This window comes from Tepidibacter aestuarii (assembly GCF_934924865.1).
GTDB lineage: Bacteria > Bacillota > Clostridia > Peptostreptococcales > Peptostreptococcaceae > Tepidibacter_A > Tepidibacter_A aestuarii.
Genome location: NZ_OW235315.1, coordinates 1,788,657 through 1,814,696, shown reverse-complemented (window position 1 = coordinate 1,814,696; position 26,040 = coordinate 1,788,657). Strand labels below are relative to the sequence as shown.

General features: G+C 27.8%; 26 protein-coding genes. 18 read left to right on the top strand and 8 right to left on the bottom strand.

Annotated features, from left to right (window positions below):
- Positions 1–18 precede the first annotated feature (18 nt).
- Positions 19–1,809 carry a P-loop NTPase family protein gene (locus tag M2214_RS08960; RefSeq protein ID WP_248484717.1) on the top strand — a complete coding sequence of 597 codons (1,791 nt, stop codon included), beginning with the start codon at positions 19–21 and terminating at the stop codon, positions 1,807–1,809.
- A 255-nt stretch (positions 1,810–2,064) separates the two neighbouring features.
- On the opposite strand, the gene M2214_RS08955 is transcribed toward M2214_RS08960, so the two are convergent.
- On the bottom strand, positions 2,065–2,877 hold the full coding sequence (locus M2214_RS08955; RefSeq protein ID WP_248484716.1) for an undecaprenyl-diphosphate phosphatase: 813 nt from the start codon (positions 2,875–2,877) through the stop codon (positions 2,065–2,067).
- A 184-nt stretch (positions 2,878–3,061) separates the two neighbouring features.
- Here M2214_RS08955 and M2214_RS08950 point away from each other — a divergent pair, with 184 nt between their 5' ends.
- The 4 genes from M2214_RS08950 to purB all read left to right on the top strand — a co-directional run bounded on the left by M2214_RS08950 (position 3,062) and on the right by purB (position 7,792).
- Positions 3,062–3,961: a tyrosine-type recombinase/integrase gene (locus M2214_RS08950; protein ID WP_248484715.1), complete on the top strand. Its 900-nt coding sequence runs from the start codon at positions 3,062–3,064 to the stop codon at positions 3,959–3,961.
- 35 nt (positions 3,962–3,996) lie between these two features.
- A complete protein-coding gene (locus tag M2214_RS08945) occupies positions 3,997–4,929 on the top strand; it encodes a dipeptidase (protein WP_248484714.1) in 933 nt (310 codons plus the stop codon).
- Between the two features lie 58 nt (positions 4,930–4,987).
- A complete protein-coding gene (locus M2214_RS08940; RefSeq protein ID WP_248484713.1) occupies positions 4,988–6,178 on the top strand; it encodes a pyridoxal phosphate-dependent aminotransferase in 1,191 nt (396 codons plus the stop codon).
- 177 nt (positions 6,179–6,355) lie between these two features.
- Entirely contained in the window at positions 6,356–7,792 is a 1,437-nt protein-coding gene (gene purB / locus M2214_RS08935; protein WP_248484711.1) for an adenylosuccinate lyase, read from the top strand.
- Between the two features lie 40 nt (positions 7,793–7,832).
- On the opposite strand, the gene M2214_RS08930 is transcribed toward purB, so the two are convergent.
- On the bottom strand, positions 7,833–9,260 hold the full coding sequence (locus M2214_RS08930) for a spore germination protein (protein ID WP_248484709.1): 1,428 nt from the start codon (positions 9,258–9,260) through the stop codon (positions 7,833–7,835).
- A 200-nt stretch (positions 9,261–9,460) separates the two neighbouring features.
- Between M2214_RS08930 and M2214_RS08925 the strand changes: the two genes are divergently transcribed.
- The 13 genes from M2214_RS08925 (at position 9,461) to M2214_RS18165 (ending at position 20,628) form a co-directional block, all read left to right on the top strand.
- On the top strand, positions 9,461–10,057 hold the full coding sequence (locus M2214_RS08925; RefSeq protein ID WP_248484707.1) for a DUF3793 family protein: 597 nt from the start codon (positions 9,461–9,463) through the stop codon (positions 10,055–10,057).
- Positions 10,058–10,135: 78 nt separating this feature from the next.
- Positions 10,136–10,435: a hypothetical protein gene (locus tag M2214_RS08920; protein WP_248484705.1), complete on the top strand. Its 300-nt coding sequence runs from the start codon at positions 10,136–10,138 to the stop codon at positions 10,433–10,435.
- Positions 10,436–10,515: 80 nt separating this feature from the next.
- Positions 10,516–11,160: an MBL fold metallo-hydrolase gene (locus tag M2214_RS08915; protein ID WP_248484703.1), complete on the top strand. Its 645-nt coding sequence runs from the start codon at positions 10,516–10,518 to the stop codon at positions 11,158–11,160.
- A 313-nt stretch (positions 11,161–11,473) separates the two neighbouring features.
- Positions 11,474–11,680: a hypothetical protein gene (locus M2214_RS08910; protein WP_248484701.1), complete on the top strand. Its 207-nt coding sequence runs from the start codon at positions 11,474–11,476 to the stop codon at positions 11,678–11,680.
- Positions 11,681–11,721: 41 nt separating this feature from the next.
- On the top strand, positions 11,722–11,958 hold the full coding sequence (locus tag M2214_RS08905; protein ID WP_248484699.1) for a hypothetical protein: 237 nt from the start codon (positions 11,722–11,724) through the stop codon (positions 11,956–11,958).
- Positions 11,959–12,334: 376 nt separating this feature from the next.
- The gene (truA, locus tag M2214_RS08900; RefSeq protein ID WP_248484697.1) at positions 12,335–13,084 is read left to right on the top strand and encodes a tRNA pseudouridine(38-40) synthase TruA; all 750 of its coding nucleotides are present in this window, start codon (positions 12,335–12,337) and stop codon (positions 13,082–13,084) included.
- The gene (locus M2214_RS08895; RefSeq protein WP_305879813.1) at positions 13,085–13,777 is read left to right on the top strand and encodes a FadR/GntR family transcriptional regulator; all 693 of its coding nucleotides are present in this window, start codon (positions 13,085–13,087) and stop codon (positions 13,775–13,777) included.
- A gap of 180 nt (positions 13,778–13,957) precedes the next feature.
- A complete protein-coding gene (locus tag M2214_RS08890) occupies positions 13,958–15,502 on the top strand; it encodes an L-lactate permease (RefSeq protein ID WP_248484695.1) in 1,545 nt (514 codons plus the stop codon).
- A gap of 132 nt (positions 15,503–15,634) precedes the next feature.
- On the top strand, positions 15,635–16,909 hold the full coding sequence (gene larA, locus M2214_RS08885; RefSeq protein ID WP_248484693.1) for a nickel-dependent lactate racemase: 1,275 nt from the start codon (positions 15,635–15,637) through the stop codon (positions 16,907–16,909).
- Positions 16,910–16,962: 53 nt separating this feature from the next.
- Positions 16,963–17,751, top strand: coding sequence for an electron transfer flavoprotein subunit beta/FixA family protein (locus M2214_RS08880; RefSeq protein WP_248484691.1), 789 nt, complete (start codon positions 16,963–16,965; stop codon positions 17,749–17,751).
- 12 nt (positions 17,752–17,763) lie between these two features.
- On the top strand, positions 17,764–18,984 hold the full coding sequence (locus M2214_RS08875) for an FAD-binding protein (protein WP_248484689.1): 1,221 nt from the start codon (positions 17,764–17,766) through the stop codon (positions 18,982–18,984).
- Positions 18,985–18,995: 11 nt separating this feature from the next.
- A complete protein-coding gene (locus M2214_RS08870) occupies positions 18,996–20,390 on the top strand; it encodes an FAD-binding oxidoreductase (RefSeq protein WP_248484687.1) in 1,395 nt (464 codons plus the stop codon).
- 109 nt (positions 20,391–20,499) lie between these two features.
- Positions 20,500–20,628, top strand: a complete 129-nt coding sequence (locus tag M2214_RS18165) for a hypothetical protein (RefSeq protein WP_256466717.1) — start codon at positions 20,500–20,502, stop codon at positions 20,626–20,628.
- A gap of 47 nt (positions 20,629–20,675) precedes the next feature.
- Here M2214_RS18165 and M2214_RS08865 read toward each other — a convergent pair whose 3' ends face one another.
- The 6 genes from M2214_RS08865 to brnQ (M2214_RS08840) form a co-directional block, all read right to left on the bottom strand.
- Entirely contained in the window at positions 20,676–21,278 is a 603-nt protein-coding gene (locus M2214_RS08865; RefSeq protein ID WP_248484685.1) for a lysine exporter LysO family protein, read from the bottom strand.
- Positions 21,275–21,574 carry a LysO family transporter gene (locus tag M2214_RS08860; RefSeq protein WP_248484683.1) on the bottom strand — a complete coding sequence of 100 codons (300 nt, stop codon included), beginning with the start codon at positions 21,572–21,574 and terminating at the stop codon, positions 21,275–21,277. Before M2214_RS08860 ends, M2214_RS08865 begins: the two co-directional genes overlap by 4 nt.
- A gap of 97 nt (positions 21,575–21,671) precedes the next feature.
- Positions 21,672–22,319 (bottom strand): DUF4397 domain-containing protein, encoded by a 648-nt coding sequence (locus tag M2214_RS08855; protein WP_248484682.1) that lies wholly within the window; start codon positions 22,317–22,319, stop codon positions 21,672–21,674.
- A gap of 65 nt (positions 22,320–22,384) precedes the next feature.
- On the bottom strand, positions 22,385–22,657 hold the full coding sequence (locus M2214_RS08850; RefSeq protein ID WP_248484680.1) for a hypothetical protein: 273 nt from the start codon (positions 22,655–22,657) through the stop codon (positions 22,385–22,387).
- Between the two features lie 185 nt (positions 22,658–22,842).
- Positions 22,843–24,129, bottom strand: coding sequence for a branched-chain amino acid transport system II carrier protein (brnQ, locus tag M2214_RS08845; RefSeq protein ID WP_248484679.1), 1,287 nt, complete (start codon positions 24,127–24,129; stop codon positions 22,843–22,845).
- Between the two features lie 140 nt (positions 24,130–24,269).
- Complete coding sequence (gene brnQ / locus M2214_RS08840; RefSeq protein WP_248484677.1) at positions 24,270–25,559, bottom strand: branched-chain amino acid transport system II carrier protein; 1,290 nt, start codon at positions 25,557–25,559, stop codon at positions 24,270–24,272.
- Positions 25,560–26,040 lie beyond the last annotated feature (481 nt).

Here is a 26,040-nt window from a genome sequence, read left to right as displayed (position 1 = left end):
AAGAAAAGGGGGATACAATTGAAAATATATTCAAATAATATTCATTCTAATTTAGATTCGCTTAGAATAAAAGACAGTGAGATGCATTTTTATGAAAATTGTATAAACTCTTTAAGTGGTATAGGACTAACAAAAGTAGTTCCTGTAAATGGTATTAATATAGATTTAATGTATATTAAAAATAATAACATTCTATTCATTAAATTCATGGATACTACCGAAGAAATATATTCTATACTAGAAGATGAATTATTAGAAGTAATGGAAGAAGAATACTATACATTACAAGAAAATTTAAAAAGTTTTAATTTAGATGTTAAATATAACTTAATATATATTATGCCCTATATTGAAATAGATAATATAGAAAATGATTTTATAAATAATCATATTATTGATAATATTAAATATAATGAGTTAATTAATGATACAAGCCTATTAGATAAATACTTAATGGGTGAGAATGATGATGTTATTTTAAATCTATTTAGATTCTATATATCACCTGAATACCATGTCATAAAAAAATATGATAAGGAAAATACGAAAAACAAGTTTTTCAAAAAGATATTATTTTCTAAAGATGAATATAGATATAATTCATTATTTTTAAGTCCTTCTCAAATAGAAAAAATCAACTCTATAAAGTATGGTAATACTCTATTTACAGGTCCTAATGGCAGCTCTAAAACAACTATATTAATATCAAGAGCTATAAAACTTGCTAAATTGTATCCAAAGGAAAGATTTTTATTTATAACATATAATAAGCAGCTGATGCATGATATTAAAAATCAAATTAATTTATTATATAAATCACCTGATAACTTAGATATATATAACTATCATGGATTTATATTTAAGATGGCTAAAGATTTGAATCTAGTAATAGATTACAATAAGCTTAAGCTAGATTTTTCTAAATATTTTAAAAATGTTTTTTTACAAGTAAAAAACACATTGAAAGAAAAGAAAATATACAAAGGAATTTTCATAGATGGATGTGAAAACTTTAATGAAGAAGAGATAAAATTTATCCATGGTATATTATTTAAGTCTAAAAATATTTTTAATATATCAGTTGATAAATCTCAAGATATACAAAATAATATCAAATCATTCAAAGGTTTTTGGGAAAATATAGCTTTTGATGATATTATAACTCTTGAATATAACTATAAGCAAACACAAAACATATCTTTATTTGTAAATAATTTCAGAAGTAATATAAAGAAATATATAGAAAATTTCGATGACAATCTACCTAATGATTATTATTTAAATACAAAATCTTTGCGATGTGAAGGTGAAGATGTAGAGATTATATTTGTTGATGATATAGAAGAAAAAATCAAATCAATAATATGGGAAATAGAATACTTAATAACAAAAAAAGGATTCGGTTATTCAGATATAGTGATTGTATATCCGTATAATAAAAGAAAATTGAAAAATGGAAATATGATATATTTTCAATATATTTTAAGAAAAGCATTAGAGGAAAGTAATATACCTTATATATACGCAAATGATGAATTAACAAATTTAAGCAATAAAAATGGAGTAACAATATCTAATATATATTCTATAAATAATCTAGAATATAAATCACTTATATTATGTCAAATTGAAATGTTATATGGGCATCATTTGAGTGAGTCTAGTTCTAATAACGAAATTAACAATTTCATAAAAAACTTAAATATGATATGTACTGCATTAACATGTGCTCTAGATAAGATTACAATAGTTACAACGTTTAAAGAAGAGAACAGCGATATAATAAAGATGATTACAAGTTCGCTCTAAATTAATAGACTAAAACCATCAGGATGGTATATAATACCTATATATAGGACCAAATACCCATTTTAAAATGGGACACATTATGAAGATTTATATGCAATCATATAAAGAAAAATTAGATTTTATTGAAAAATCTATATCTTCAACTAGAAATGAAACTGAAAAAAATTACTAGAGAGGCTTTTGGTTGGATATCAATACAATTACAAATATATGTTAAATAAAATAAGAATGTAGGTAATTACCTACATTCTTATTTTATTTAACAAAGTAATGAAAAAGTATTATTACAGAAAGAACTATTCTATAGTATCCAAATATTTTAAAATCCTTTCTTTTTATATAATTCATAAAAAAAGATATAACACATGTAGCTACTATAAATGAACCTATAATACCTACTAGTAATACCATCCACTGATTAGATGTTATTGTCACTCCACTTTTAACCATCTTGAGCACAGAATAAGCTGTTGCGCCTGCCATTGTAGGTATTGCTAAGAAAAAAGAAAATTCTGCAGCTACTTGTCTTGACGTGCCTAAAAGCATTGCTCCTATGATTGTAGCAGCAGATCTTGAAGTTCCAGGAATCATTGCTAAACATTGAATCATACCTATTGAAAAAGCCGTTTTATAGCTTAGTTTATCAAAATTATTTATTTTGACTCTTTTAGAGCTATTTTCTAAAACTAGTATAAAAATACCACCAATAAACAGCATTATAGCCACTACTATAGGATTACTTAAATAGTTTTCTATTATATCTGCAAATAAAAATCCTAATATAGCAGCTGGAATAAATCCAACTATTACTTTTGACCATAAATTAATAGTTTGCTGTTTTTGTATTTGTGTTTTGGATTTATCAAAAGGATTGAGTTTTTTAAAATACAAGATTACAACAGATAAAATAGCTCCAAACTGAATAATAACATTAAAGTAAAATCCAAAATTACCTTCAAAATTTATCCATTGATTGACAAGAATTAAATGCCCCGTGCTACTAATAGGTAAGAATTCTGTAACCCCTTCTACAATAGAAAGGATTATAGCTTTTAAAATATCGCTCATTGCAAAGCCTCCTTCAAATTATGTACTTTAATACATTCTATAAAATTAACATATAAAGTATATCAGTAAAATTGAATTTTTTCAAAGGATTTTAATTATTAAGTTAGAATTATTATAATTTAATAATATTTGTATTTAGAGTATAATTAATGTGATCTTAAAATATTAAAGGGAGGGAGTATTTATGGAGGGTTTATCAGAATATGAACATGAACTATTCAAGGAATTTTCTAGAAAACTTAAACCTCTAAGTAGATCTGACTATTTAAATAAAATAATCCTATTTAAGTCTACTTTAAGCGATAAAAATTTGCTAAACATAAATATTAATGAAAGCAAACAATTCATAGAATATATCAACAGTATATATGCTAAATCAACTTGCGAAAAAATATACAGTTATTTGCACAGTTTTTATAATTTTCTAGTGAAAGAAAATTATATACAAAATAACCCCTTTGCTAATATAAGTAAACCTTATGTATCTAGAATAAAAAATAAAAACGATGTATTGAGTCTTGATGAGTTAAATAAGTTAATATCTATATTCCCTAATTTGAATAAGAGAGATAGGGCTATAATTTCTTTTTTAATTAGTACAGGATGCTTATTGAACGAGTTAATAAACTTGAAATGGAAAGACTTAACATCTAATACTCAAAATAACTGTTCATGTAAAATAGGGAATCAAAAAAAAGAACGCATAGTGGAACTGCCCTCGTATTCATGGGATTTGATTATGGATTATAAAGAATCTATACAAATTACTAGTATTGACGATTTTGTTTTCAAAAGTAGAAATAGTAACACAATTACTGATAGAAATGTAAGACTTATAGTAAAAAATGCTTTGTCTATGGCTGGTCTTAGTAATTACTCAGCAAAAGACTTTAGACACTCTTTTGCCACATTTTCTTTAAAATCTGGATTAAAAGATGAAAATGTAAAAGAAAAATTGGGATGGAGTGATAAGAACTATGCAACGCGATATAAATACGTTATGAATTTTGTAGATAGTGATGATATTGATTATATTATAGATGATGATGAATTAAATATATATAAATCAAAAAATAATAAATAGCATAGTTATTATAATAATAGAAAGAGGTGAAATAAATGAAATATAAAATAATAGATAGCCATTGTGATAGTGTAACAAGAATAGAAGACAATAATTTGTCTTTTTATGATAATGATATTACTCATATAAATTTGCAGAAATTATTAAAATCCAATGTTAAAATTCAATTTATGGCTGTATACATAGATTATACCATTCCCTTTCCAGATTCCTATTTTAAAGCTATAGGATATATAAATAAATTGCATGAATATGAAAAAAATAGTGATAATATAAAAATAATAAAAAATAAAAGTGATTTAGATTATGTCATGAATAATGATAATATAGTAGGAATTATTATTTCCATAGAAGGAGCTCATATAATAGATGACAATATAGAAATAATAAAATCATTAAATATATTAGGAGTAAAATCATTAACTCTAACTTGGAACTATAAAAACAAAGTGGCTTGTGGCACAATGGAAAGTATTGATTTTGGATTAACTGATTTTGGTAGATCTGTTATAAATACTATGAATAACATGAACATAATAATAGATGTTTCTCACGCTTCTTATAAAACATTTTATGATGTTCTACAATTGACTAAACAACCTATAATAGCTTCTCATTCTTTAAGTAATCATATAAATGAACATAAAAGAAACTTAACAGATGATCAAATAAAAGAACTTTCCAAAATCAACGGAATAATAGGTATTAATTTTTATGAAGAATTTGTTGGAAAAGCTAAGAATATAAGTTCGTTAGTAGATCATATAGAGAGAATAATATATATAGGTGGAAGTGAATGTGTAGGGTTTGGATCAGATTTTGATGGATGCAATGTTATAAATCCTTTAAAAGATTGTACATATTTATACTTAATAATAGATGAACTATTAAAAAGAAATTATAATAATGATTTTATAAAAAAAATATGTTATAAGAATTATTTAGATTTATTATCTAAATTTTACTAACTTTTGATATAATAAAATTAGATTTAAATATAGTTATATATTAGATAGGAGAGATATTATGGAACTTTCAATTAAACATAGCAATATTTCATCATCATTAACTTTAGCTATAAGTGCTAAAGCTAAAAAAATGCAAGAAGATGGTATTAAGGTTATAAGTTTTAGTGTAGGAGAACCTGACTTCAATACTCCTGAAAACATAAGAAACAAAGCTATTGATGTAATTCAAAACAATAACATAGGGTATACAGCAGCTTCTGGTATGCCAGCTCTTAAAAATGCTATATGCAATAAGTTAAAAGTAGACAATAACCTTGTTTATAATTCAAAAGAAATAATTGTATCTAATGGTGCAAAACATTCTTTGTATAATATATTCCAAGCTATTTGCAATCCTGAAGATGAGGTTATAATATCTACCCCATACTGGGTAAGCTACCCTGAATTAGTTAAAATGGCTGGAGCTAAGCCTATATTAATTGACTGTGATGAAGACAATGATTTCAAATACAATATTGATGATTTAAAGAAAAACATAACTCATAAAACTAAAGCTATAATACTAACTAGTCCATCTAACCCTACAGGATCTGTATATACATTAGATGAATTAAAACAAATTGCAGAGTTAGCTGTAAAAAATAATATAATAGTAGTTTCTGATGAGATTTACGAAAAACTTATATATGATAATCAGAAACATATAAGTATAGCTTCATTAAATGAAAAGATAAAAGAATTAACTATAGTTGTAAATGGATTATCTAAATGCTGCGCTATGACAGGATGGAGAATAGGATATACAGCTTCTAATGAAAAAATAGCTATTATAATGTCTAACATCCAAAGCCATGCTACATCAAATCCTAACACTATAGCTCAATATGCTGCAATTGAAGCTTTAGAAGGAGATCAGTCTGCAATTGAATATATGAGAAATGAATTTGATCAAAGAAGAAAAAAAATGGTTGAACTTATAAATGATATACCTAATATTTCATGTAATATGCCTAAAGGTGCGTTTTATGTAATGGTTAATATATCAAAAGTCATAGGTAAAAAATTAGGTAATTATGATATAAACAGTTCTATGGACTTTGCAAATTATCTGTTAGAAAACTCTCATGTAGCTGTTGTTCCTGGAGTAGCTTTTGGGAATGATAATTATATTAGATTATCGTATGCAACTTCTCAAGAAAATATAATAGAAGGATTAAATAGAATAAAAGAAGCTTTATCTAATATATAAAAAAATTAATAATATTTTTTAGCAATTAGAAGTAAAATAAGCTTGATACTATTTAAATAGTATTGAGCTTATTTTGTTTTTTCCTTACGTTTATCATAAAAACATTTGTTAAAGTTCGCATTATATTGTATAATACTATTGTGATATGAAAAAAATAAATATTTCAAGGAGGATATCATGCAAAAACACGATTATTATCAAAATCCTTTAATTCAAAGATACGCAAGCAAAGATATGAGTTACATATTTTCTCCAGAAAAGAAATTTAAAACTTGGAGAGAATTATGGGTTGCTCTTGCTGAATGTGAGATGAAATTAGGAATTAATATAACTGATGAGCAAATTGAAGAACTTAAAGCTAATATAGATAATATAAATTTTGATGATGCAAAAAAATTCGAGAAGGAAACAAGACACGATGTCATGTCTCATGTTAAAGCTTATGGACTTTTATGTCCGACTGCTAAAGGCATTATACATTTAGGTGCTACAAGTGCCTATGTAGGTGATAATACAGATATTATCATCATGAAAGATGCAATGGAATTAGTATTAATCAAGCTTGTAAATTTAATTAATAATTTAAAAAAGTTTGCTTTTAACTATAAGAATATACCTACTCTTGGATTTACACACTTTCAAGCTGCTCAACTAACTACGGTTGGAAAAAGAGCTTGTCTTTGGATACAAGATTTATTAATAGATTTCGAAGATTTAAATAATAGATTAGAGAATTTGAAATTAAGAGGAGTAAAAGGTACTACAGGTACTCAAGCAAGTTTTTTAAGTTTATTTGAAGGAGACCATGATAAAGTAAAACAATTAGATGAACTTGTAACATCTAGTATGGGATTTAAAAAATCATATGCAGTAACTGGACAAACTTATACTAGAAAGTTAGATCATCAAATTTTATCTACTTTATCATCTATAGCTCAGAGTATGCATAAAATGACTAACGATATAAGAATACTTCAAAGTTTAAAAGAAATAGAAGAACCTTTTGCTAAAAATCAAATAGGCTCTTCTGCCATGGCATATAAAAGAAATCCTATGAGAAGTGAAAGAATTTCTTCGTTATGTAAATATGTAATAGCAGAAACATTAAACCCAGCTTTAGTTCACTCTACACAATGGCTAGAAAGAACCTTAGATGATTCAGCAAACAGAAGATTAAGTATAGCTCAATCATTCCTTGCTATAGATTCAATATTGGAAATCGGTATTAATGTTACTGATGGACTAGTTGTATATGAAAATATGATTAAAAAGCATATCGATGAAGAACTTCCTTTTATGGCTACAGAAACTATATTAATGGAAGCAGTTAAAAGAGGCGGGGATAGACAACATCTTCATGAAAAGATAAGAGTTTATTCAATGGAATCTGCTAAAAATGTAAAAGAATTAGGTAAGCAAAATGATTTGATGGATAGAATAATAAATGATCCTGAGTTTAAAATGACTGAAGATGAAATATTATCTATAATGGATCCTATAAACTTCATAGGTAGAGCTTCTGAACAAGTAATTGAGTTTATAGAAATTGAGGTTGATCCTATAATTGATATATTTAAAGATAGACTTGGATTAAGCATAGACTTACAAGTATAAACTAAACTCTATATATTATTGTAAAAAGCAGTAAAAAAGATTAATCTTTTTTACTGCTTTTTATTTCTACTATAGGTTTTCTAAATAATATATTTAAAAGAGCATCTTTATTAAATGGAATTAAAGGCCATAAATATGATTGATTTGCAAAACCCTTAGTTGTACAAATTATAGTACATACTATAATCAAAGATATGAAAAATCCTACGTTTCTAAATACGCCAGTCATGATTAGTATAAACAATCTAAATATTCGTATTGCCATAGCAAATTCTATACTAGGTGTAGCAAATGTTCCAATAGCAGCAATAGCCATATAAAGTATGCTCTCTGGAGTAAACCAACCAACCTTTACTGCAAATTCACTCAGAATTAATCCTCCTATAATTCCCAATGATGTAGATAAGGAATTAGGCGTATGTATAGATGCAAGCCTTAGCGTATCGAGCCCTATTTCCAATAAAATAAACTGTATAAATAAAGGAATATGACCAACTTTAGATGGACCTATAAATTTTAATGCGTCTGGTAATAATTCTGGATTATACACTAAAAATAGCCATAATGGAGTTATTATCATAGAAGAAATCATAGATATAAATCTAACCCACCTTAAATAAGTACCTACCATTGGATTTTGATAATAGTCTTCGGCATGTTGAGTAAAATGAAAAATTGTTACAGGAAGCAACATAACACTAGGAGAATTGTCTACTATTATAGCTATGTGCCCTTCTAATAAATGAGCAGCAACAACGTCTGGTCTTTCCGTAAAGCGCACCTGAGGTAGTGGGTTAAACCATTTTTTCTTAATAAGTAACTCCTCAAGGGTTTTTTCTCCCATAATTAAAGAATTAGTTTTAATTTTATCTAATTGCTTTTTTAATTGTTCTAAAAAATCGTGGTTAATAGCACTGTCTATATAAGATATAGCAACATCAGTCTTAGATTGAGAACCTATAGTTGTAAGTTCGAATATTAAATCTGGGTCTCTGAGTCTTCTTCTAATTAAAGCTGTGTTAAAGATTATAGTTTCAACTAATCCATCTCTAGAACCTCTTGTGACCTTTTCTAAATCAGGCTCTTGGGGTCCTCTTACAGGGTATTCTCTTACATCTAAAAGTATACCTTCTGATTGTCCATCTACAAATAAAGCTGTATTTCCTGAAAGTACTGCTGGTTTCATATCCTCAAAATCAGAAAAAGTAGAAACTTCTATATAAGGAATATCATTTTTTAAAAGAGTTTTTATCACATCTATATCAATGTGATCTATATTTTTTATAGATTGAAGCTTAGTCATAATAAATAGCATTATTTGATCTTTAGTAAATCCATCTATAAATACAAAATTAGCCTTTGTATTTCCTATTGTCCATTCTCTGTTAACTATATCAAAACTTTTATCTATAGGAAGAGTTTTTTTTAATGTTTTAATATTATCATTTAAACTAGAAGATACTTTCATCTTTAAACCTCCATATAACCCTATTCAATTTATATAGTTATTATCTTCTAATTTAGTTTAAATATTCTCTTAATATAATATCCAATTTAAATCGTAAATTATTTGACATTTTATACAAAACTGTAATATTATATTAATATAAACGAAAATGATATTTACTTTCAATTGATTTGAATTTTCTTAAAAGGCGGATGATATATATGAATAATAACTTGAATAATTGTTTTTGCAGAAATGATAATACAGATTCTTTTACAAAATGGTTACTACAATTGTTAGGACCTGTAATATTTGGAGTGAAACCTGCTGAAATAATAAGTTTTCCTTACTCTGACAAACAAAATTTATATAGATTAACAGAAATTAAACATATTTTACATAAAAACAGTAAGATATCCTACAAAGAATTTAGTTACTGTAATAAATGTACTAAAATATTATTTTATAATTCAGCGGAGTTAAACAATACATTATCAGAATATAGAAATTTAAAATTTTTAAAATCAATAGGATATCCTAATAATTACGATTTCGATATATATCTTGATTTTATAATAGAAAAAATGAAAACTGGAAATATTCCAGACGAAATAGGTATATTTCTAGGATATCCATTAAAAGATGTATTGGGATTCATTGGTCACCCTTCATTAAAACTTACAAAAATAAATGGATGGAGAGTGTATGGTGATTCTAGAATATCTGACATTAAATATATGCAGTTTATAAACGCAAAAAATAAAATGAAAGAATTATTGAATTACCACAATGTTAATAATGTTTTAAAAGCAATATAAACATCTTATTTAAGTAATATTAATCACTTATAAACCTATTTATAAATATAATATATAAAAAGTAAAGGAGTAATTAGTATGATTGAGTCTATATACGTATGGATAATATTTATTCTTTTAATAAGTGCTGGATATGTATATTATATTTATAAAACACTTAGTGAAAAAATAGCTTTAAAGCAATCAAAAGAGATAGCATATAGACTTATGCTTTATGCTGAGAAAAACTTTGAAACTGATAAGGAAAAATTCCAGTGGGTAGCTCAAAAATTTTACGAAACAACCTCTTCATCTATTAAGGATCTAATCACACAAGATATGATAGAAGATTTCTTACAAGAAACATATGATGAAATGAAGGAGGTCTTAAATAATTAAAAATAAATATATAAATTCTTGGGATTAAGTCTCCTTTATTATATAATATATTTAACCTAATATAATAAAGGAGACTTAATATGATATTAAAAAGATTTGTTGTAGGCAAAATAAGTACTAATGCATATATAATTCACGATAAGCACACTCTTGATGCTGCCGTTATAGACCCTGGTGATAATTCTAAAATATTAATAGATTATATAAATAGAAATAATTTAAAGTTAAATCATATAATACTTACTCATCACCACTATGACCATATAGGAGCTGTAAAAGACTTAAAAAAACAATATAATAGCGATGTATTAATTCATAAAAAAGACTTAAAAGGTCTTAAAAATCCAAGTATAAACTTATCTAAAAAAGCTAATACAAAGCAAATATCAATTGATGCAGATAAAATTCTTTCAAATGGCTCAGTTATAAATATAGGAAATATACCTTTAGAAGTAATCCATACTCCAGGACATACAAAAGGAGGAATTTCTCTAAAAGCGGAACATCAAAATACAATATTTACAGGAGATACTTTATTTAATGATGGGATAGGTAGATTAGATTTACCAGGAGGTAGTGAAGAAGATATGATAAATACTATCAAAAATATAGTTTCAAAATGGGATGATAGTATTATTATATACCCTGGCCATGGCAATTGGGATACAATGAAAAATATACGAGCTAGAAATGAAGAATATAAGTATATAATTAACTTATGTTAATATATTTTCTTAAATTATTAGATTTATTAAAAGTATAATAATTTATCCGAAAACTAAAAGTTCTAAAACTTCATCATCTTAAGGCTCGAAATAAGAACTTAATAGCTTGTTGATTAGCTTACCCATAGGTCATACGGAACTAAAAATTCAGCTGGGGTGAAAACTGTATATGAATTAAGTTTTGATTTATAATAACTACAAAAAAGTCTTTATTTTAAAGACTTTTTTGTAGTTTTATTCATAATTCTTAATAATAATTAATATTTTGATAATAATCATATATATACTATATTAATTATATTAGAGGTGAACTATGGAAAACAAGTTAGATTATATAAAATATCATCTGGATAACGGATACAAAATAGAAAAATTAAAAAGAAAAAATAGACATATAGGTAAAATTATTCTTTCTTCTGAAGGTAGACAAAAGAAGATTATAGCTTTATTTGGTGAAGAACTTAACAAAACAGCTCAATTTTATTTTGAATTGCTTGATAAAGGATATTATTTATTGTAATATATTAACATACTATATAATTTAAATTAGGGGGAAGTTTATTGAATAAAATATTTACACTAATATTAGTACTAGGTATATCAATAGGGCTTTTGCTAGGATCTTCCATAAACATATTAGCAAATAAAAATAATGGACAATCTGAAAGTAAAAAAGAAAATGAATTTCCTCAATCAATAAATAAGATAAATAATGAAGCACAAAATGAAGAGGAAGAGGATAGAGATCAAATTCCAAATAAAGAACCTGTAAAAAAAATGATAAAGAAGAGTGCGTAAATATAATTATACAAAATGGATTTACTTCCAATAAAGTAGCTGATATTTTATATGAAAATGAACTTATACTTAGCAAAGAGGATTTTTTAACTTTACTTAGATGTTTAGATTTGAGCTCTAAACTTAGAGTGGGAGAAAAAAGCATAAAAAAAGGAAGTAGTATGATGGAAATTATAAATATAATAACTAATTAAGCTACCTAATAAAATAGGTAGTTTTTTTATATACAAGAACTATATAAATTTCAACTAAAACTCGGTGAAAACCCTATCCATTAGTTAACACAAAGTGAATTTTTTTATTTTTGTTATAATATCATAAAAAAAATGTTATGATTAAAATATAACTATTATACAATAGAAAGGAATACTCGATAATGCGAAATATAAAAATTACAATTAAATATGATGGAAGCAAGTACAAAGGATGGCAAAGGTTAAAAACTACAGATTCAACTATACAAGCTAAGATTGAAGCTGTAGTTTCTAAAATGCTAGATGAGAAAATAGAAATAATAGGTTCTGGAAGAACAGATGCTGGAGTTCATGCAATTGCTCAAATAGCGAATTTTAAAACTAATTCACAAATGAATATTTCTAAAATGCATGAATATTTATATAATTACTTACCTCAGGATATAGTTATTAGCAACATAGAAGAAGTAGATGTTAGATTTCATTCAAGATATAATGCTGTATCAAAAACTTATTTATATAAAGTAGACAACAATAAAATACATGATCCTTTCTTAAGAAAATATACAACTCATATCCCAGATAAACTTAATATTGATAATATGAAAAGAGCTTGTAAGCACCTTATAGGGGAACATGATTTCTCTAGCTTTAAATCTTCTAAATCTAAAAAGAAATCTAGTATTAGAACTATAAATTATATAGATATAGAGATAGAAAATGGTTTTATTGATATTAAAATAAACGGAAATGGATTTTTACATAATATGGTTAGAATTATAGTTGGCACCTTAATAGATATAGGGCATGGACAGATAAATCCTGATTATATAAAAGATATACTAGAAAGTAAAGACAGGTCATTAGCAGGATCTACTGCATACTCTCAAGGCTTATATCTATATAAAGTAAATTATAAAGAGGTGATGTAGTTGTTTACCCCAGTTAAAAGTACAAAAGTTTATGAACATGTTATAAATCAAATTCAAGAAATGGTTATGAATGATACCCTAAAAAAGGGGGACAAGCTTCCTCCTGAAAGAGATTTAGCTGAACTTTTAGGTGTAAGTAGAACCTCTATAAGAGAAGCATTGAGAGCACTACAAGTAATGGGTCTTATAGAAAGCAAACAAGGAGAAGGAAATTTTATAAGATCTAATTTTGATGATACATTATTTCAACCTTTGTCTGTTATATTTAAACTTCAAGAAAGTAAACCTGAAGAGATATTAGAACTAAGAAAAATGCTTGAAATAGAAACTGTAGCTCTTGCAGCACATAAAATAACAAATCAAGAAATTGAAGAACTTAGGATTATTATGAATCAGTTAAAAGAATGTGAAAATGAAGATACAAAAGTAAAACTTGATAAGGAATTTCATTATAAAATAGCTGATATATCTAAAAACTCTTTAATTGTAAATATATTAAGCGTTATTTCTAGTTTAATGGACTTTTTTATTAAGGATGCTAGAAAAATTATACTTTCAAATAATGAGAATAAACAGATACTTATAAAGCATCATGAAGATATATACAATGCATTATCTAAAAAAAATGCTACAGAAGCTTCTATATGTATGGCAAAACATATGGAATTTATATATAAAAGTTGCATTAATTAATTTATTAACAACCTGTTCTGATAAAACAGGTTGTTTTTGTATATATTTCCAAAAAAATGCATGTTTCCGAAAGGATAGATGTTAAAAAATAAATTATTCTTGAAATTTTCTGAAAATTAAGGTAAATTAAAAACAGATATGGTATTACCATATTACCATAAAGAAAAAGGAGGGAAAGTATTGAATATTTATCTATTATTTTTAATTGCTTTAGTTCCAGTAGCATGGTTAATGATCTCTTTAGGAGTTTTAAAAATCCCAGCCCATAAAGCATGTCCTTTAGGTCTTTTAGTAACAATATTTCTATCGATTTTAGTATGGAATATGGATTTTGGATCAGCTATCTTAGTATCAATAGAAGGAGTAGTATTAGGGCTATGGCCTATAATGATTGTAATAATAGCAGCAATATTCACTTATAATTTAGCACTTTATACCAAAAGCATGGATATCATGAAATTAATGCTTTCTAGTATATCTAGAGATAAAAGAATTCAAGTTCTTATACTTGCATGGGGCTTTGGGGGATTTTTAGAAGCTGTTGCAGGATATGGTACTGCTGTAGCTATTCCAGCAAGCATATTAATTTCTTTAGGATTTGATCCTATATTTGCAGCAGTAATATGCCTAATTGCAAATACTGTTCCTACAGCTTTCGGAGCAGTCGGTATTCCTGTTTCTACTTTAGCTAATGTAACAGGACTTGATGTTAACTTACTAAGTTACTATGTAGGCCTGCAGCTAACTATTTTTATTATAATTATTCCAATAGTTCTAGTTGTAATAACAACTAAAAGTATAAAAGGTTTAAAAGGTGTATTTGGAATTTCTTTAGCATCTGGTATTAGTTTTGCAATTCCTCAACTATTATGTGCAAAATATTTAGGAGCAGAACTTCCAGCGCTATTAGGTAGTATTTGTTCTTTAGGAATGATTATTCTTTGGGCAAAGGTTTTCTTGAAAAAAGAAGATGATTTTGAAAGTGAATACAGTGTAGGTGAAACTGGATCAAGTATTACTGTAAATAGAATCACAATTAAGGAAGGTATTTTAGCTTGGATTCCGTATATACTCGTGTTTACATTTATTATTTTCACAAGCCCTCTATTCCCAAATATTAATGAATATTTAAGTCATTTCAAAACTAGTATAGTTATCTATGAAGGTAAAACTGTGTTTAAATGGATTTCTACTCCAGGAACTTTAATTATATTAGCTGGGTTTATAGGAGGATTAATTCAAGGAGCTAAAATTAAAGAAATAATTAAAGTTTTTTTATCTACATTAAAGCAACTTTATAAATCAACGATTACAGTCGTATCTATAGTTGCTTTAGCAAAAGTTATGGGGTATAGCGGTATGATTACATCATTAGCTATAGTATTGGTTAAAACTACGGGTAAATTTTTCCCTTTAATATCTCCTATAATAGGAGCTTTAGGAACATTTATAACAGGAAGTGACACTTCTTCTAATGTATTATTTGGAGCACTTCAAAATGAAGTAGCTAAATCAATAGATGTAAACGCTTATTGGCTTACAGCTGCAAATACGTCAGGCGCTACGGCAGGAAAAATGATATCACCTCAAAGTATTGCTATAGCAACTTCTGCTACAGGAATGATAGGAAGTGAGGGGAAAATATTTAATAAAACATTAAAATTTTGTGCTGCTTACGTAGTTATTTTAGGAATATTAGTTTATATTGTAAGTTTATTTATATAAAATACTTATGTTAAAAATTAAACTTTAATAGAAATTTTTGAAATATTGTGATAAAATACTTATTAAATTGGTACTACCAATACACCATTTTATCTAAAATATTTTATTATTTATTATAAAGGGGGATTATTAATGGCTTCAATAAAAATGCCTTACTCTAAAAGTTCTATAGATGCAAATATCCCAGATAAAAATTTAATCAAAATATTAGAATCTAAAGTACATAATTATAGACCGGAATTGTCTCAATTAGAAATAGTACATAAGGCACTAGACAATCCAATAGAGTCTAAATCATTAGAAGAATTAGTAAAGGGAAAAAATAACATGGTAATAATTACAAGTGACCATACAAGACCTGTTCCTAGCAAAATTACAATGCCAATCATTTTAGATAGAATAAGAAATATAGCTCCTGATATAGATATTAAAATATTAATAGCTACTGGATATCATAGACCTACAACAAAAGAAGAAATGATAAATAAATTTGGAGAAGAAATAGTAAAAAACGAAACAATAATCAACCATATGTCAAAAAATAAAGAAGACTTAGTTAAAGTAGGTATACTTCCTTCAGGAGGAGAATTATGGCTTAATAAAATAGCCATGGAAGCTGAACTTTTAATAGCAGAAGGTTTTATAGAACCACATTTTTTCGCTGGATTTTCAGGTGGAAGAAAAAGTATACTTCCAGGAATTGCTGGAGCAGAGACTATATTAGCTAATCATTGCTCTGAATTTATATCAAACAAAAATGCTAGAACTGGCATTTTAAAATGTAATCCAATTCATACTGATATGCTATATGCTGCTAAGGTTTCAAATCTAGAATTCATATTGAATGTTGTGATAGATAAAGATAAAAAAATAATAAATGCATTTAGTGGAGATAGCGAATTTGCTCATGCTAAAGGCTGCGATTTTGTCAAAGATCTTTCTAAGGTTGATAATGTGAAAGCTGATATAGTAGTAACTTCAAATGGAGGATATCCACTAGATCAAAATATATATCAGTCTGTAAAGGGAATGACATCTGCAGAGGCTTGTTGTAATGAAGATGCTATTATAATTATGGTTTGTGCTTGTAATGATGGCCATGGAGGTCAATCCTTTTACGATCAAATGGCAAATGCATCTACACCTAAAGAGGTATTAGATAAGGTATTAAAAATTCCTAGAAATAAAACCATACCAGATCAGTGGGAGTTTCAAATTCTAGCAAGAATTTTAGATAAGTATAAGGTTATAATGGTAACTGATATGTGCGATCCTCAAATGATTAAAGATATGCATATGGATCATGCATATACTTTCGAAGAAGCTTTAATAAAAGCATTTGAGCTGAAAGGAAAAGGTTCTAAAGTTGTTGTCATTCCGGATGGAGTTTCTGTTGTAGTAAAATAATGCATTTAATGGTATTACCACAATACCCATTTATATAAAATAGGAGGATTGTTATGAATATATTTGTATGTATTAAGCAAGTACCAGGTACTACAGAAGTACAAGTAGATGAAAAAACAGGTGTGCTAAAAAGAGATGGTATAGACTCTAAAATGAACCCATATGATTTATACGCAATAGAAACAGCTATGAACATCAAAGAAGAAAAAGGAGGAAAAATAACCGCAATAAGTATGGGTCCACCTCAAGCAGCAGATGTAATAAAGGAAGCATTTATGATGGGAGTTGATGAAGGTGTCCTTTTAACAGATAGAAAATTTGCAGGGGCTGATGTTTTGGCTACAGCTTATACTATAGCTCAAGGAGTAAAAAAATTAGGAAATCCAGATCTTATAATCTGCGGAAAAATGACAACAGATGGAGATACTGCACAAGTAGGTCCTGAGATGGCTGAATTTTTAAATATTCCTCACATTGCAAATGTTTTAAAAATTGTAAAACTAAAGGAAAATTCATTAATTGTTGAGATGGATATGCCAAATACTGTAGAGGTTGTTGAAGTAAGTTATCCTTGTCTGATAACTGTTGAAAAAGATATTTTTCAACCTAGATTGCCTTCATTTAAATTAAAATTATCTAGCAAAGATCGAGAAATACCGTTTTTTAGTTTAGATGCTTTTGACGATAAAGATGAAAACAATTATGGTCTAAACGGTTCTCCTACACAAGTAAAAAGAATATTCCCACCTGAATCAAATGTTGATCATGAAATTTGGAAAGAAGAAAGTTTTGAAATTGTAGATAAATTATTTAATAAATTAAAAGAATTAAAATTCGTATAGGGGGATTATAGCATGGCAAAAATAATTATTAATAATGATAAGATAAAAAACCCAGAAGAATTAACATCTCTTTGTCCATTCAATGCCATAGAATACAAGAATGGTAAGCTAGACATTAATGCCGGTTGTAAAATGTGTAAGATATGTGTAAAAAAAGGTCCTAAAGGTGTTTTTGAATATGTAGAAAACAATAAAATAAAGATTAACAAAGATGAGTGGAAAGGAATTGTAGTATATGTAGATCATGTTGATGGAAATATTCATCCAGTTACATTAGAGCTTATAGGAAAAGCTAAGGAAATGGCTGATAAAATAAACCATCCTGTATACTGCTTGTTTATAGGTCACAATATAGGCGATAGTGCGAAAGAACTTTTACATTATGGAGTAGATAAAGTCTTTGTATATGATAACAGAGAGCTTAAACATTTCAGAATAGAACCATATACTGCCGCTTTTGAAGATTTTATAAGTACAACAAAACCTAGTATAGTCTTAGTAGGAGGAACTACAATAGGAAGATCTTTAGCCCCTAGAGTAGCAGCTAGATTCAAAACAGGATTAACAGCAGACTGTACAATACTAGATGTTCAGGAAAATACAGATTTAGATCAAATAAGACCAGCTTTTGGTGGAAATATAATGGCTCATATATACACTCCTAATCATAGACCACAATTTGCAACTGTTAGATATAAGATATTCTCTGCTCCTGAGAAAAGTATTTATACAAATGGAGAAATCGTTTTTTGTGATATAAAAGAAGATAAATTAAATTCTTCTATATCTGTTTTAGAAGTAAGGAACAAAGAACAAGTATCTGGAATTGAAGAAGCTGAGGTTGTTATTGTAGCAGGAAGAGCAATACGTAAATTAGAAGATATGGATATGATTTATAAATTATCAGATATACTAAATGCTAAAGTAGCTGTTACACGTCCTTTAATCGAATCTGGATGGGAGGATGCAAAAACACAAATAGGACTAAGTGGAAGAACTGTAAAACCTAAATTAATTATAACATGTGGAGTATCTGGAGCTATTCAATTTGTAGCCGGTATGAATAAATCTGACTGTATAATAGCAATAAATAAAGACGAAAATGCACCTATATTCAATTGTGCACACTATGGCATAATTGGAGATATTTACGAAATTATTCCTAGATTAATAGAAAAGTTAAGAAACGATGAAGTATCATTAGATAATTTAGTTGCGGCTAGTAAAGGTTAGGGGGGGTTAATATGGATTATAAACAAATAGATAAATATGATATCGACTTTTTAGTTTCAATTTGCACAAAAGATAGAGTCTTTGTTGGATATGAAATTAATGAAGATTTTAGCCATGATGAACTAGCAGGAATAAAAAAATATCCAGAAGTTTTAGTAGAAGTTTTATCAACTGAAGAAGTATCCAAAATTATGAAATACGCATACGAAAATAATATACCTGTAACTCCTAGAGGGCAAGGTACTGGTCTTGTTGGGGGGGCAGTTCCTCTATATGGAGGAATAATGATTAATCTGAGTAATATGAATAGAATATTAGAGTTAGATGAAGATAATTTAACTTTAGATGTAGAACCAGGTGTTTTATTAATGGAATTGTCAAAATATGTAGAGGAACATGATCTTTTCTATCCGCCAGATCCTGGTGAAAAAAGTGCCACTATAGCGGGAAATATAAATACAAATGCAGGTGGAATGAGAGCTGTTAAGTATGGGGTTACAAGAGATTATGTAAGAGCACTCGAAGTAGTTCTTCCAAGTGGCGAGATTATAAATGTAGGAGGTAAAGTTGTAAAAAATAGTTCTGGATATAGCTTAAAGGATTTAATAGTAGGATCAGAAGGAACATTAGGTATAGTTACTAAGGCTAGCTTAAAATTACTTCCTTTACCTAAAAAGTCTATAAGCTTACTAATACCATTTCCTAATCTAGAAACTGCTATAGAAACGGTTCCTAAGATTATTAAATCTAAGATTATACCTACTGCTATAGAGTATATGGTCAAAGATGTTATCTTAGCTTCAGAGGAATTTTTAGGGATGAAATTTCCTGATAATTCTGCAGATGCATACCTATTACTTACATTCGATGGAAATTCTACTCAGGAGATAGAAAAAGCATATGAAAAAGTTGCTCATATATGTCTAGATTCCGGAGCCTTTGATGTGCTTATATCAAATACACAAGAAAGACAAGAGTCTATATGGAAGGCTAGAGGGGCATTCTTAGAAGCTATTAAAGCATCAACTACAGAAATGGATGAGTGTGATGTTGTTGTGCCTAGAAATAAAATAGCTGAATTCGTTAAATTTGCAGATGACCTTCAACATAAGTGTAATATAAGAATAAAGGGCTTCGGACATGCCGGAGATGGAAACCTTCATATATATATACTAAAAGATGAACTTGATGATAATGCATGGAAGAAGAAACTTGATGAAGTATTTAAGCTAATGTATTCAAAGGCTGTAGAGTTAGAAGGTAAGGTATCAGGTGAACATGGAATAGGTTATGCAAAAAGACATTATCTTAAGTCATCTGAAGGCGAATTAATAATGAATCTATTTAAAAATATCAAATTATCATTTGACTCTAAAAATATATTAAATCCTGGAAAAGTTTTTTAACATAAGCATAATTAAAATTTGAAAATCCTCCTTAAGTTGTAATCCTATGAATAATTATTAATGTTTAAGAATATTATTTATAGAAGAAGATAACTAGAGGAGGCTTTTTATGAACTGTGTATTAAAAATAGCAACTAAATCAAGAGATCTTAAAAATACATTGAAGATATTTATGCAACTTCAAAAATCCGGTTTAATACCAAATGAATTATCAAAATGGGGAAATGATAAAAAGTAATAAAACACTTTTTATCATTTCCCCATTAAAATTTCCCAAATATATATTTATCCCAATAAGTTATATACAAGTGGTACTAATACTGGCACTAATATTGATAGTAAAGCCCCGTTTATAAACGCCATTACAACAGTTTCTTCATCTGTACATTTTACTATAACAGGCAGAGTAGAATCCATAGAAGTAGCTCCTGCAGGTGCTATTGACGTTATATGGTTCATCCGTTTAGCTATAATAGGTATTAATATAACAGATATCATTTCTCTAAAAACATTACTTAAAAAAGCTATAGTTCCTATTTGAGCACTACATATTTTTGATAATATAACAGCAGAAAGACTATACCATCCAAAACCGCATGATATAGAAAGGGATACATTAATAGGAATTTTATATATAAATGCACATACAATTCCTCCAATACAACTTCCTATAACAACTGAAAATGGTATTAAAAGAATTTTAAATCCTCGTTCTTTTATTTTTTCGAAAACGGCTTTATTTTCTCCAAGATCAATTCCAACAGATAAAATTAATAGATTTAAAGCTACAGTTGATATTGAGTCTATATTTTCTAATATATTCTGAGGTACTATGTAATATCCTGAAAACACACCTAATAGTAACGCGGATAAAATGTAATATATCATTCTTTAGTATCCTCCTTTTGGGATTCTTTTGTATTGAAAAATAGATTAGTTATTAGATACAAAACCAATGTGCTAAATATTATAGTCATAATAGAAAAAGACACAGCTTGCAATCCTAATGTATTGATTGAATTAAACATCTCTTTATTAGACCCTATTGATATCCCCATTGAAAATAAAAGTAGTATCAGGGCAAATAATTGAAATTTTGAATTTAGTTTAAGATATTTAATAGGAATAATTTTGAAACTTCCTAATAAAATTCCTATTAAAAGACTTAATATAAGAATTTTCATTTTATCATCTCCTTTTAAAAGATTATACCAATTTTTTGAATTATATGTAAGTTCTATTTGCACACAAAATAAAAAACCTCTAATACACATAGAGGCCTTATTTTATATAGCTATTTCCATCTAGAGGTATTAAAACTTGTAGAGGAGGTTTATCATCTAAAAAACCAACTGCATATATACTATAAAATCTGTTAGGTTTAAGGTTGATATTAGGAACTATTAAAGCTGTTTGATCAGTTCCTGCAACTTTTGCTTCAACTGTATAATTTCCTGGTGGAGCAGGTATATATTCTGTTGCTTCTTCATATTCAACATCTTCAAATAATACAGTTCCATTTGGTAAAGTGATGTCTATATTTGGAGTATTTGGAGATAGATGAACAAATCTAATCATAGTTTTATTAGTAGGTATAGGCTCTACAGGCTCTACTATAGGTAATAAATCTAAATCAGATGCATAACCAGTAGCAGCAATAGTTGCTATAGTGTCATTCGGAACCTGAATATTTTTTACTAAAACGGGATTTTGTGTGGTTCCAGATACAAAAACAGATATTACATAGTTTCCAGGAGCGACGCTGATATAAGGAGTAAAGCCTTTATAAGGTATATTTTGAGCTATTAAGTTGTTATTTGCATATATGTCTACAGGTGGAGCATCTGGAGAAGCATGTAATACTCTAATGTGAGAAGGCTTTACCTGTCTAATAAATGGAGCATATGGATATAAAAAATTATCAATCATAATCTCAACACCTTTCAAATATCTTCTATATAATATATGATTTTATTTAAAAGATGTTAATTGAGTTATTTAAAGGTTATAGGGTATCCATTGTTAATGTCATATCCAAGCCCTATCAATCCACCAATTATTATTAATGTAAATATTGATATCATAACTATTTTATCAAATTCATTTTTCTTGAAACTATTTCTAAGAGCATACATACAAAATAGCAATACAGATCCTACTATAAATATAAAGTACGGTATTATTCCGAAATTATCTATAAACCATTTTATAAAATAGTGAAATATAATAAATTTAGGTGAGGGAAAATCATAATCAGAAACGTTCATACTAAAACTCCCTTCTATTTCGTTTGAAAAGTTTAACTTTTCTAAAAATTCTTAATTTTATTATATAACAAAATTTAATAAAATTAAATAAAAAACATCAACTTTTAAAGTAAAGTTCATGTTTTTTATTTGGTAATTATAGGAATTTAAATTTTTTATATGTAGAATTAATTTAAGTACAATAATTATACTGTATGCTGTTTTTTCATAGTAGCCATGGCAATTAAAGATCCTAATATAGCAGGTGTTAACCATGCAAATCCTGAGCTTGCTAACGGTAATTTAGATATTATAGAATTAACATTTGATATTTGAATACCAATAGCGCTCAAAGCATCAAATAAACTTATACATAAGGCTCCGTATACAGCACCAGTATAAGCAGCCTTATTAGGTATGTAATCATCGAATATATTCATAACTATTAATATTATTACAACAGGATAAACAGTTACAAGTAAAGGAACAGCTATTTTAACTATAGCTTCAACTCCAAAATTAGAAACCACTGCACTAAAAGCAGCAACTCCAATTACTATTGACTTATAGCTCAGTTTACCTTTTGATAGTTTAGAAAAATACTGACCACAAGTTGCTGTAAGTCCTATTGATGTAGTAAGACAGGCTAAAGATACAGCTAAGCCTATTATAATTTTACCTGTATTGCCTAATATTCTTTCTGTAATACTTATAGTAAGTTGAGTCTTTGTAATGTCAGGTGAGAATACAGTATTAGATGTAGATCCTAAATACATTAACCCTCCATAGATAATAGCAAGGCCACTAGCTGCTACAAGACCAGCAATAGTTGATAATTTAACCTGATCTTTAATATCTGTGTATCCTTTTTGGATTAAAGAATTAATTACTATACCAGCTAATATAACAGATCCTAATGCATCCATAGTTTGATATCCTTCTGTAAATCCCTTTGAAAACGAATTTTGAATTCCTGTATCAGTAGGGATTCCTATAGGATTGATAATACCTTTAATAATTATTATAAGTAGTGATACTAATAAAACAGGCGTAAGAATTTTGCCTATTTTATCAACTATATCTGATGGATTCATAACCAGGTATAGTGTTATACCAAAGAATAGTATAGATACTAATACAGGACTTACTTGAGGAAATAAAGGCCTAATTCCCATTTCAAAAGTAGTAGCTCCAGTTCTAGGTATAGCTAAAAGAGGGCCTATAGATAAAACTATGATAGTCCCTAATATTTTACTAAATGTTGGGCTAATTTTATCAGCTAAATCACTTAAGCTTCCACCGGCTTTAGATGCAGCTATAATTCCAAGTACAGGCATTCCTATACCTGTTAATAAAAAACCTAAAAACGCTGTAACCCAAGAAGTACCGGTTTGCATACCAAGAGCAGGAGGGAATATTAAATTTCCTGCACCAAAAAACATTGCAAACAGTGCAAATCCAACTACAATAACATCTTTGTTCTGTTTATTCATATCTCAACACCCCTTTTGAAGAATTTTGGATATAATCCAAAAATTGAATTTAATTCAAAAATTCGGAAAATTAAAATTAAAAAAAATTATTTTTAAAAATCCTTACCACCTGTGTAGGCGATAAGGATTTTTTTTATTTATTATACGTTTTCTTGCTTTTTCTTCATAGTAGCCATGGCAATTATAGATCCTACTATAGCTGGTAATATCCATGCAAATCCTGCACTAGCTAAAGGTAATTTAGAAATGAACCCAGTAGCAGCTGATATTTGAACACCCATAGCTGCTAAAGCATCAAATAAACTTACACATACTGCTCCAAATACTGCACCTGTATATGCAGCCTTATTAGGTATGTAATCATCAAATATATTGAAAACGATTAAGATTATACCTACAGGGTAAACAGTTACAAGTAGAGGAACTGCTATTTTAACTATTGCATCAACTCCAAAGTTAGACATAACAGCACTAAATACAGTAACACCAATAACTATAGGTTTGTAACCAATTTTACCATTTGAAAGATTAGAGAAGTATTCTCCACAAGTTGCTGTAAGTCCAACTGCAGTAGTTAAACATGCTAATGATACAGATACTCCTATTAAAGCTTTTCCAGCATTGCCCAATATACTTTCTGTAATGCTTATAGTTAGTTGAGTTCTTGCTATATCAGCTGGGAATACGCCACTTGATGTAGCTCCTAAGTACATTAATCCACCATATACAATAGCAAGACCAGCAGCTGCAACAAGACCAGCCATTACAGTTAATTTAATTTGCTCTTTAGTGTCAGTGTATCCTTTTTGAACCAAAGATCCAATTACTATTCCAGCAAAAACCATAGAAGCTAAAGCATCCATAGTTTGATACCCTTCTGTAAATCCTTTTGAAAATGCATTTTGCATCCCTGTGTCAACAGGAGATCCTATAGGATTCATAATTCCTTTGATTATAATAACAAGTAAAGATATTAATAAAACAGGTGTAAGAACTTTACCTATTTTATCAACTATTCCAGATGGGTTTATAACTAAGAATAACGTTACCCCAAAGAATATAACAGATACTAATATAGGACTTACTGAAGGGAATAAAGGCGCAAATCCCATTTCAAAAGTAGTAGCTCCAGTTCTAGGTATAGCTAAAAGAGGTCCTATAGCTAACATTATAACAGTTCCTATAACTTTACTAAATGTAGGATTAACTTTATCAGCTAAATCACTTAAACTACCACCAGCTTTAGAAGCAGCTATAATTCCAAGCACAGGCATTCCTATACCTGTTAATAAAAATCCTATTAACCCAGGGACCCAAGCATCACCTGTCATAAGTCCAAGAGCCGGCGGGAATATTAAGTTTCCTGCACCAAAAAACATTGCAAATAGTGCAAATCCTACTACAATTACATCTTTAGATGTTTTGTTCATGTTGTTTCCTCCTTCGATTTCGTGTAAATGATTTTTCTTAGAAAATAATTACATTATGATAAAATAATTATTTATATTAAAGATTATAATAGAAATTATATTCTTTAATATACTTATGGAATATATTGTCTTGAGTGAATTTTATGACAATTCATCCCAAAGCTTCGCGAATTTAAAGTAATTATAACAACATTCATTAGAAATATCAATAGACCAAAGTTTATTAGAATTTTTAAAATTTTTTATATATTTTAAAAAAAGAAATAATGACGATTTATATTTTCAAATAAAAGAAGCATACATTTAAAATGCATGCTTCTTTTATTTGGATTGAAAAAGCCTTCAAATCCGATAAAACCTTTAAATCAAATATTATAGTAGTGAATATATAATTCTGTTTTTGTTTTTTTAATCTTTAGAAAATACCAACAAAAGATTTTTGAAACCTTTCATTTATAAGGTTGTTTAATGATTATTTATT

Bases quoted from the DNA above. Each gene is read 5' to 3' on its own strand.
- M2214_RS08920 (WP_248484705.1), top strand. From the start codon at position 10,136: ATGATTGAGTCTATATACGTATGGATAATATTTATTCTTTTAATAAGT.
- brnQ (WP_248484679.1), bottom strand. From the start codon at position 24,129: ATGAATAAACAGAACAAAGATGTTATTGTAGTTGGATTTGCACTGTTT.
- M2214_RS08950 (WP_248484715.1), top strand. From the start codon at position 3,062: ATGGAGGGTTTATCAGAATATGAACATGAACTATTCAAGGAATTTTCT.
- M2214_RS08930 (WP_248484709.1), bottom strand. From the start codon at position 9,260: ATGAAAGTATCTTCTAGTTTAAATGATAATATTAAAACATTAAAAAAA.
- larA (WP_248484693.1), top strand. From the start codon at position 15,635: ATGGCTTCAATAAAAATGCCTTACTCTAAAAGTTCTATAGATGCAAAT.
- M2214_RS08865 (WP_248484685.1), bottom strand. From the start codon at position 21,278: ATGATATATTACATTTTATCCGCGTTACTATTAGGTGTGTTTTCAGGA.
- M2214_RS08925 (WP_248484707.1), top strand. From the start codon at position 9,461: ATGAATAATAACTTGAATAATTGTTTTTGCAGAAATGATAATACAGAT.
- purB (WP_248484711.1), top strand. From the start codon at position 6,356: ATGCAAAAACACGATTATTATCAAAATCCTTTAATTCAAAGATACGCA.
- M2214_RS08855 (WP_248484682.1), bottom strand. From the start codon at position 22,319: ATGATTGATAATTTTTTATATCCATATGCTCCATTTATTAGACAGGTA.
- M2214_RS08850 (WP_248484680.1), bottom strand. From the start codon at position 22,657: ATGAACGTTTCTGATTATGATTTTCCCTCACCTAAATTTATTATATTT.
- M2214_RS08955 (WP_248484716.1), bottom strand. From the start codon at position 2,877: ATGAGCGATATTTTAAAAGCTATAATCCTTTCTATTGTAGAAGGGGTT.
- M2214_RS08870 (WP_248484687.1), top strand. From the start codon at position 18,996: ATGGATTATAAACAAATAGATAAATATGATATCGACTTTTTAGTTTCA.
- M2214_RS08945 (WP_248484714.1), top strand. From the start codon at position 3,997: ATGAAATATAAAATAATAGATAGCCATTGTGATAGTGTAACAAGAATA.
- M2214_RS08880 (WP_248484691.1), top strand. From the start codon at position 16,963: ATGAATATATTTGTATGTATTAAGCAAGTACCAGGTACTACAGAAGTA.
- M2214_RS08915 (WP_248484703.1), top strand. From the start codon at position 10,516: ATGATATTAAAAAGATTTGTTGTAGGCAAAATAAGTACTAATGCATAT.
- M2214_RS08910 (WP_248484701.1), top strand. From the start codon at position 11,474: ATGGAAAACAAGTTAGATTATATAAAATATCATCTGGATAACGGATAC.
- truA (WP_248484697.1), top strand. From the start codon at position 12,335: ATGCGAAATATAAAAATTACAATTAAATATGATGGAAGCAAGTACAAA.
- M2214_RS08860 (WP_248484683.1), bottom strand. From the start codon at position 21,574: ATGAAAATTCTTATATTAAGTCTTTTAATAGGAATTTTATTAGGAAGT.
- brnQ (WP_248484677.1), bottom strand. From the start codon at position 25,559: ATGAACAAAACATCTAAAGATGTAATTGTAGTAGGATTTGCACTATTT.
- M2214_RS08875 (WP_248484689.1), top strand. From the start codon at position 17,764: ATGGCAAAAATAATTATTAATAATGATAAGATAAAAAACCCAGAAGAA.
- M2214_RS18165 (WP_256466717.1), top strand. From the start codon at position 20,500: ATGAACTGTGTATTAAAAATAGCAACTAAATCAAGAGATCTTAAAAAT.
- M2214_RS08940 (WP_248484713.1), top strand. From the start codon at position 4,988: ATGGAACTTTCAATTAAACATAGCAATATTTCATCATCATTAACTTTA.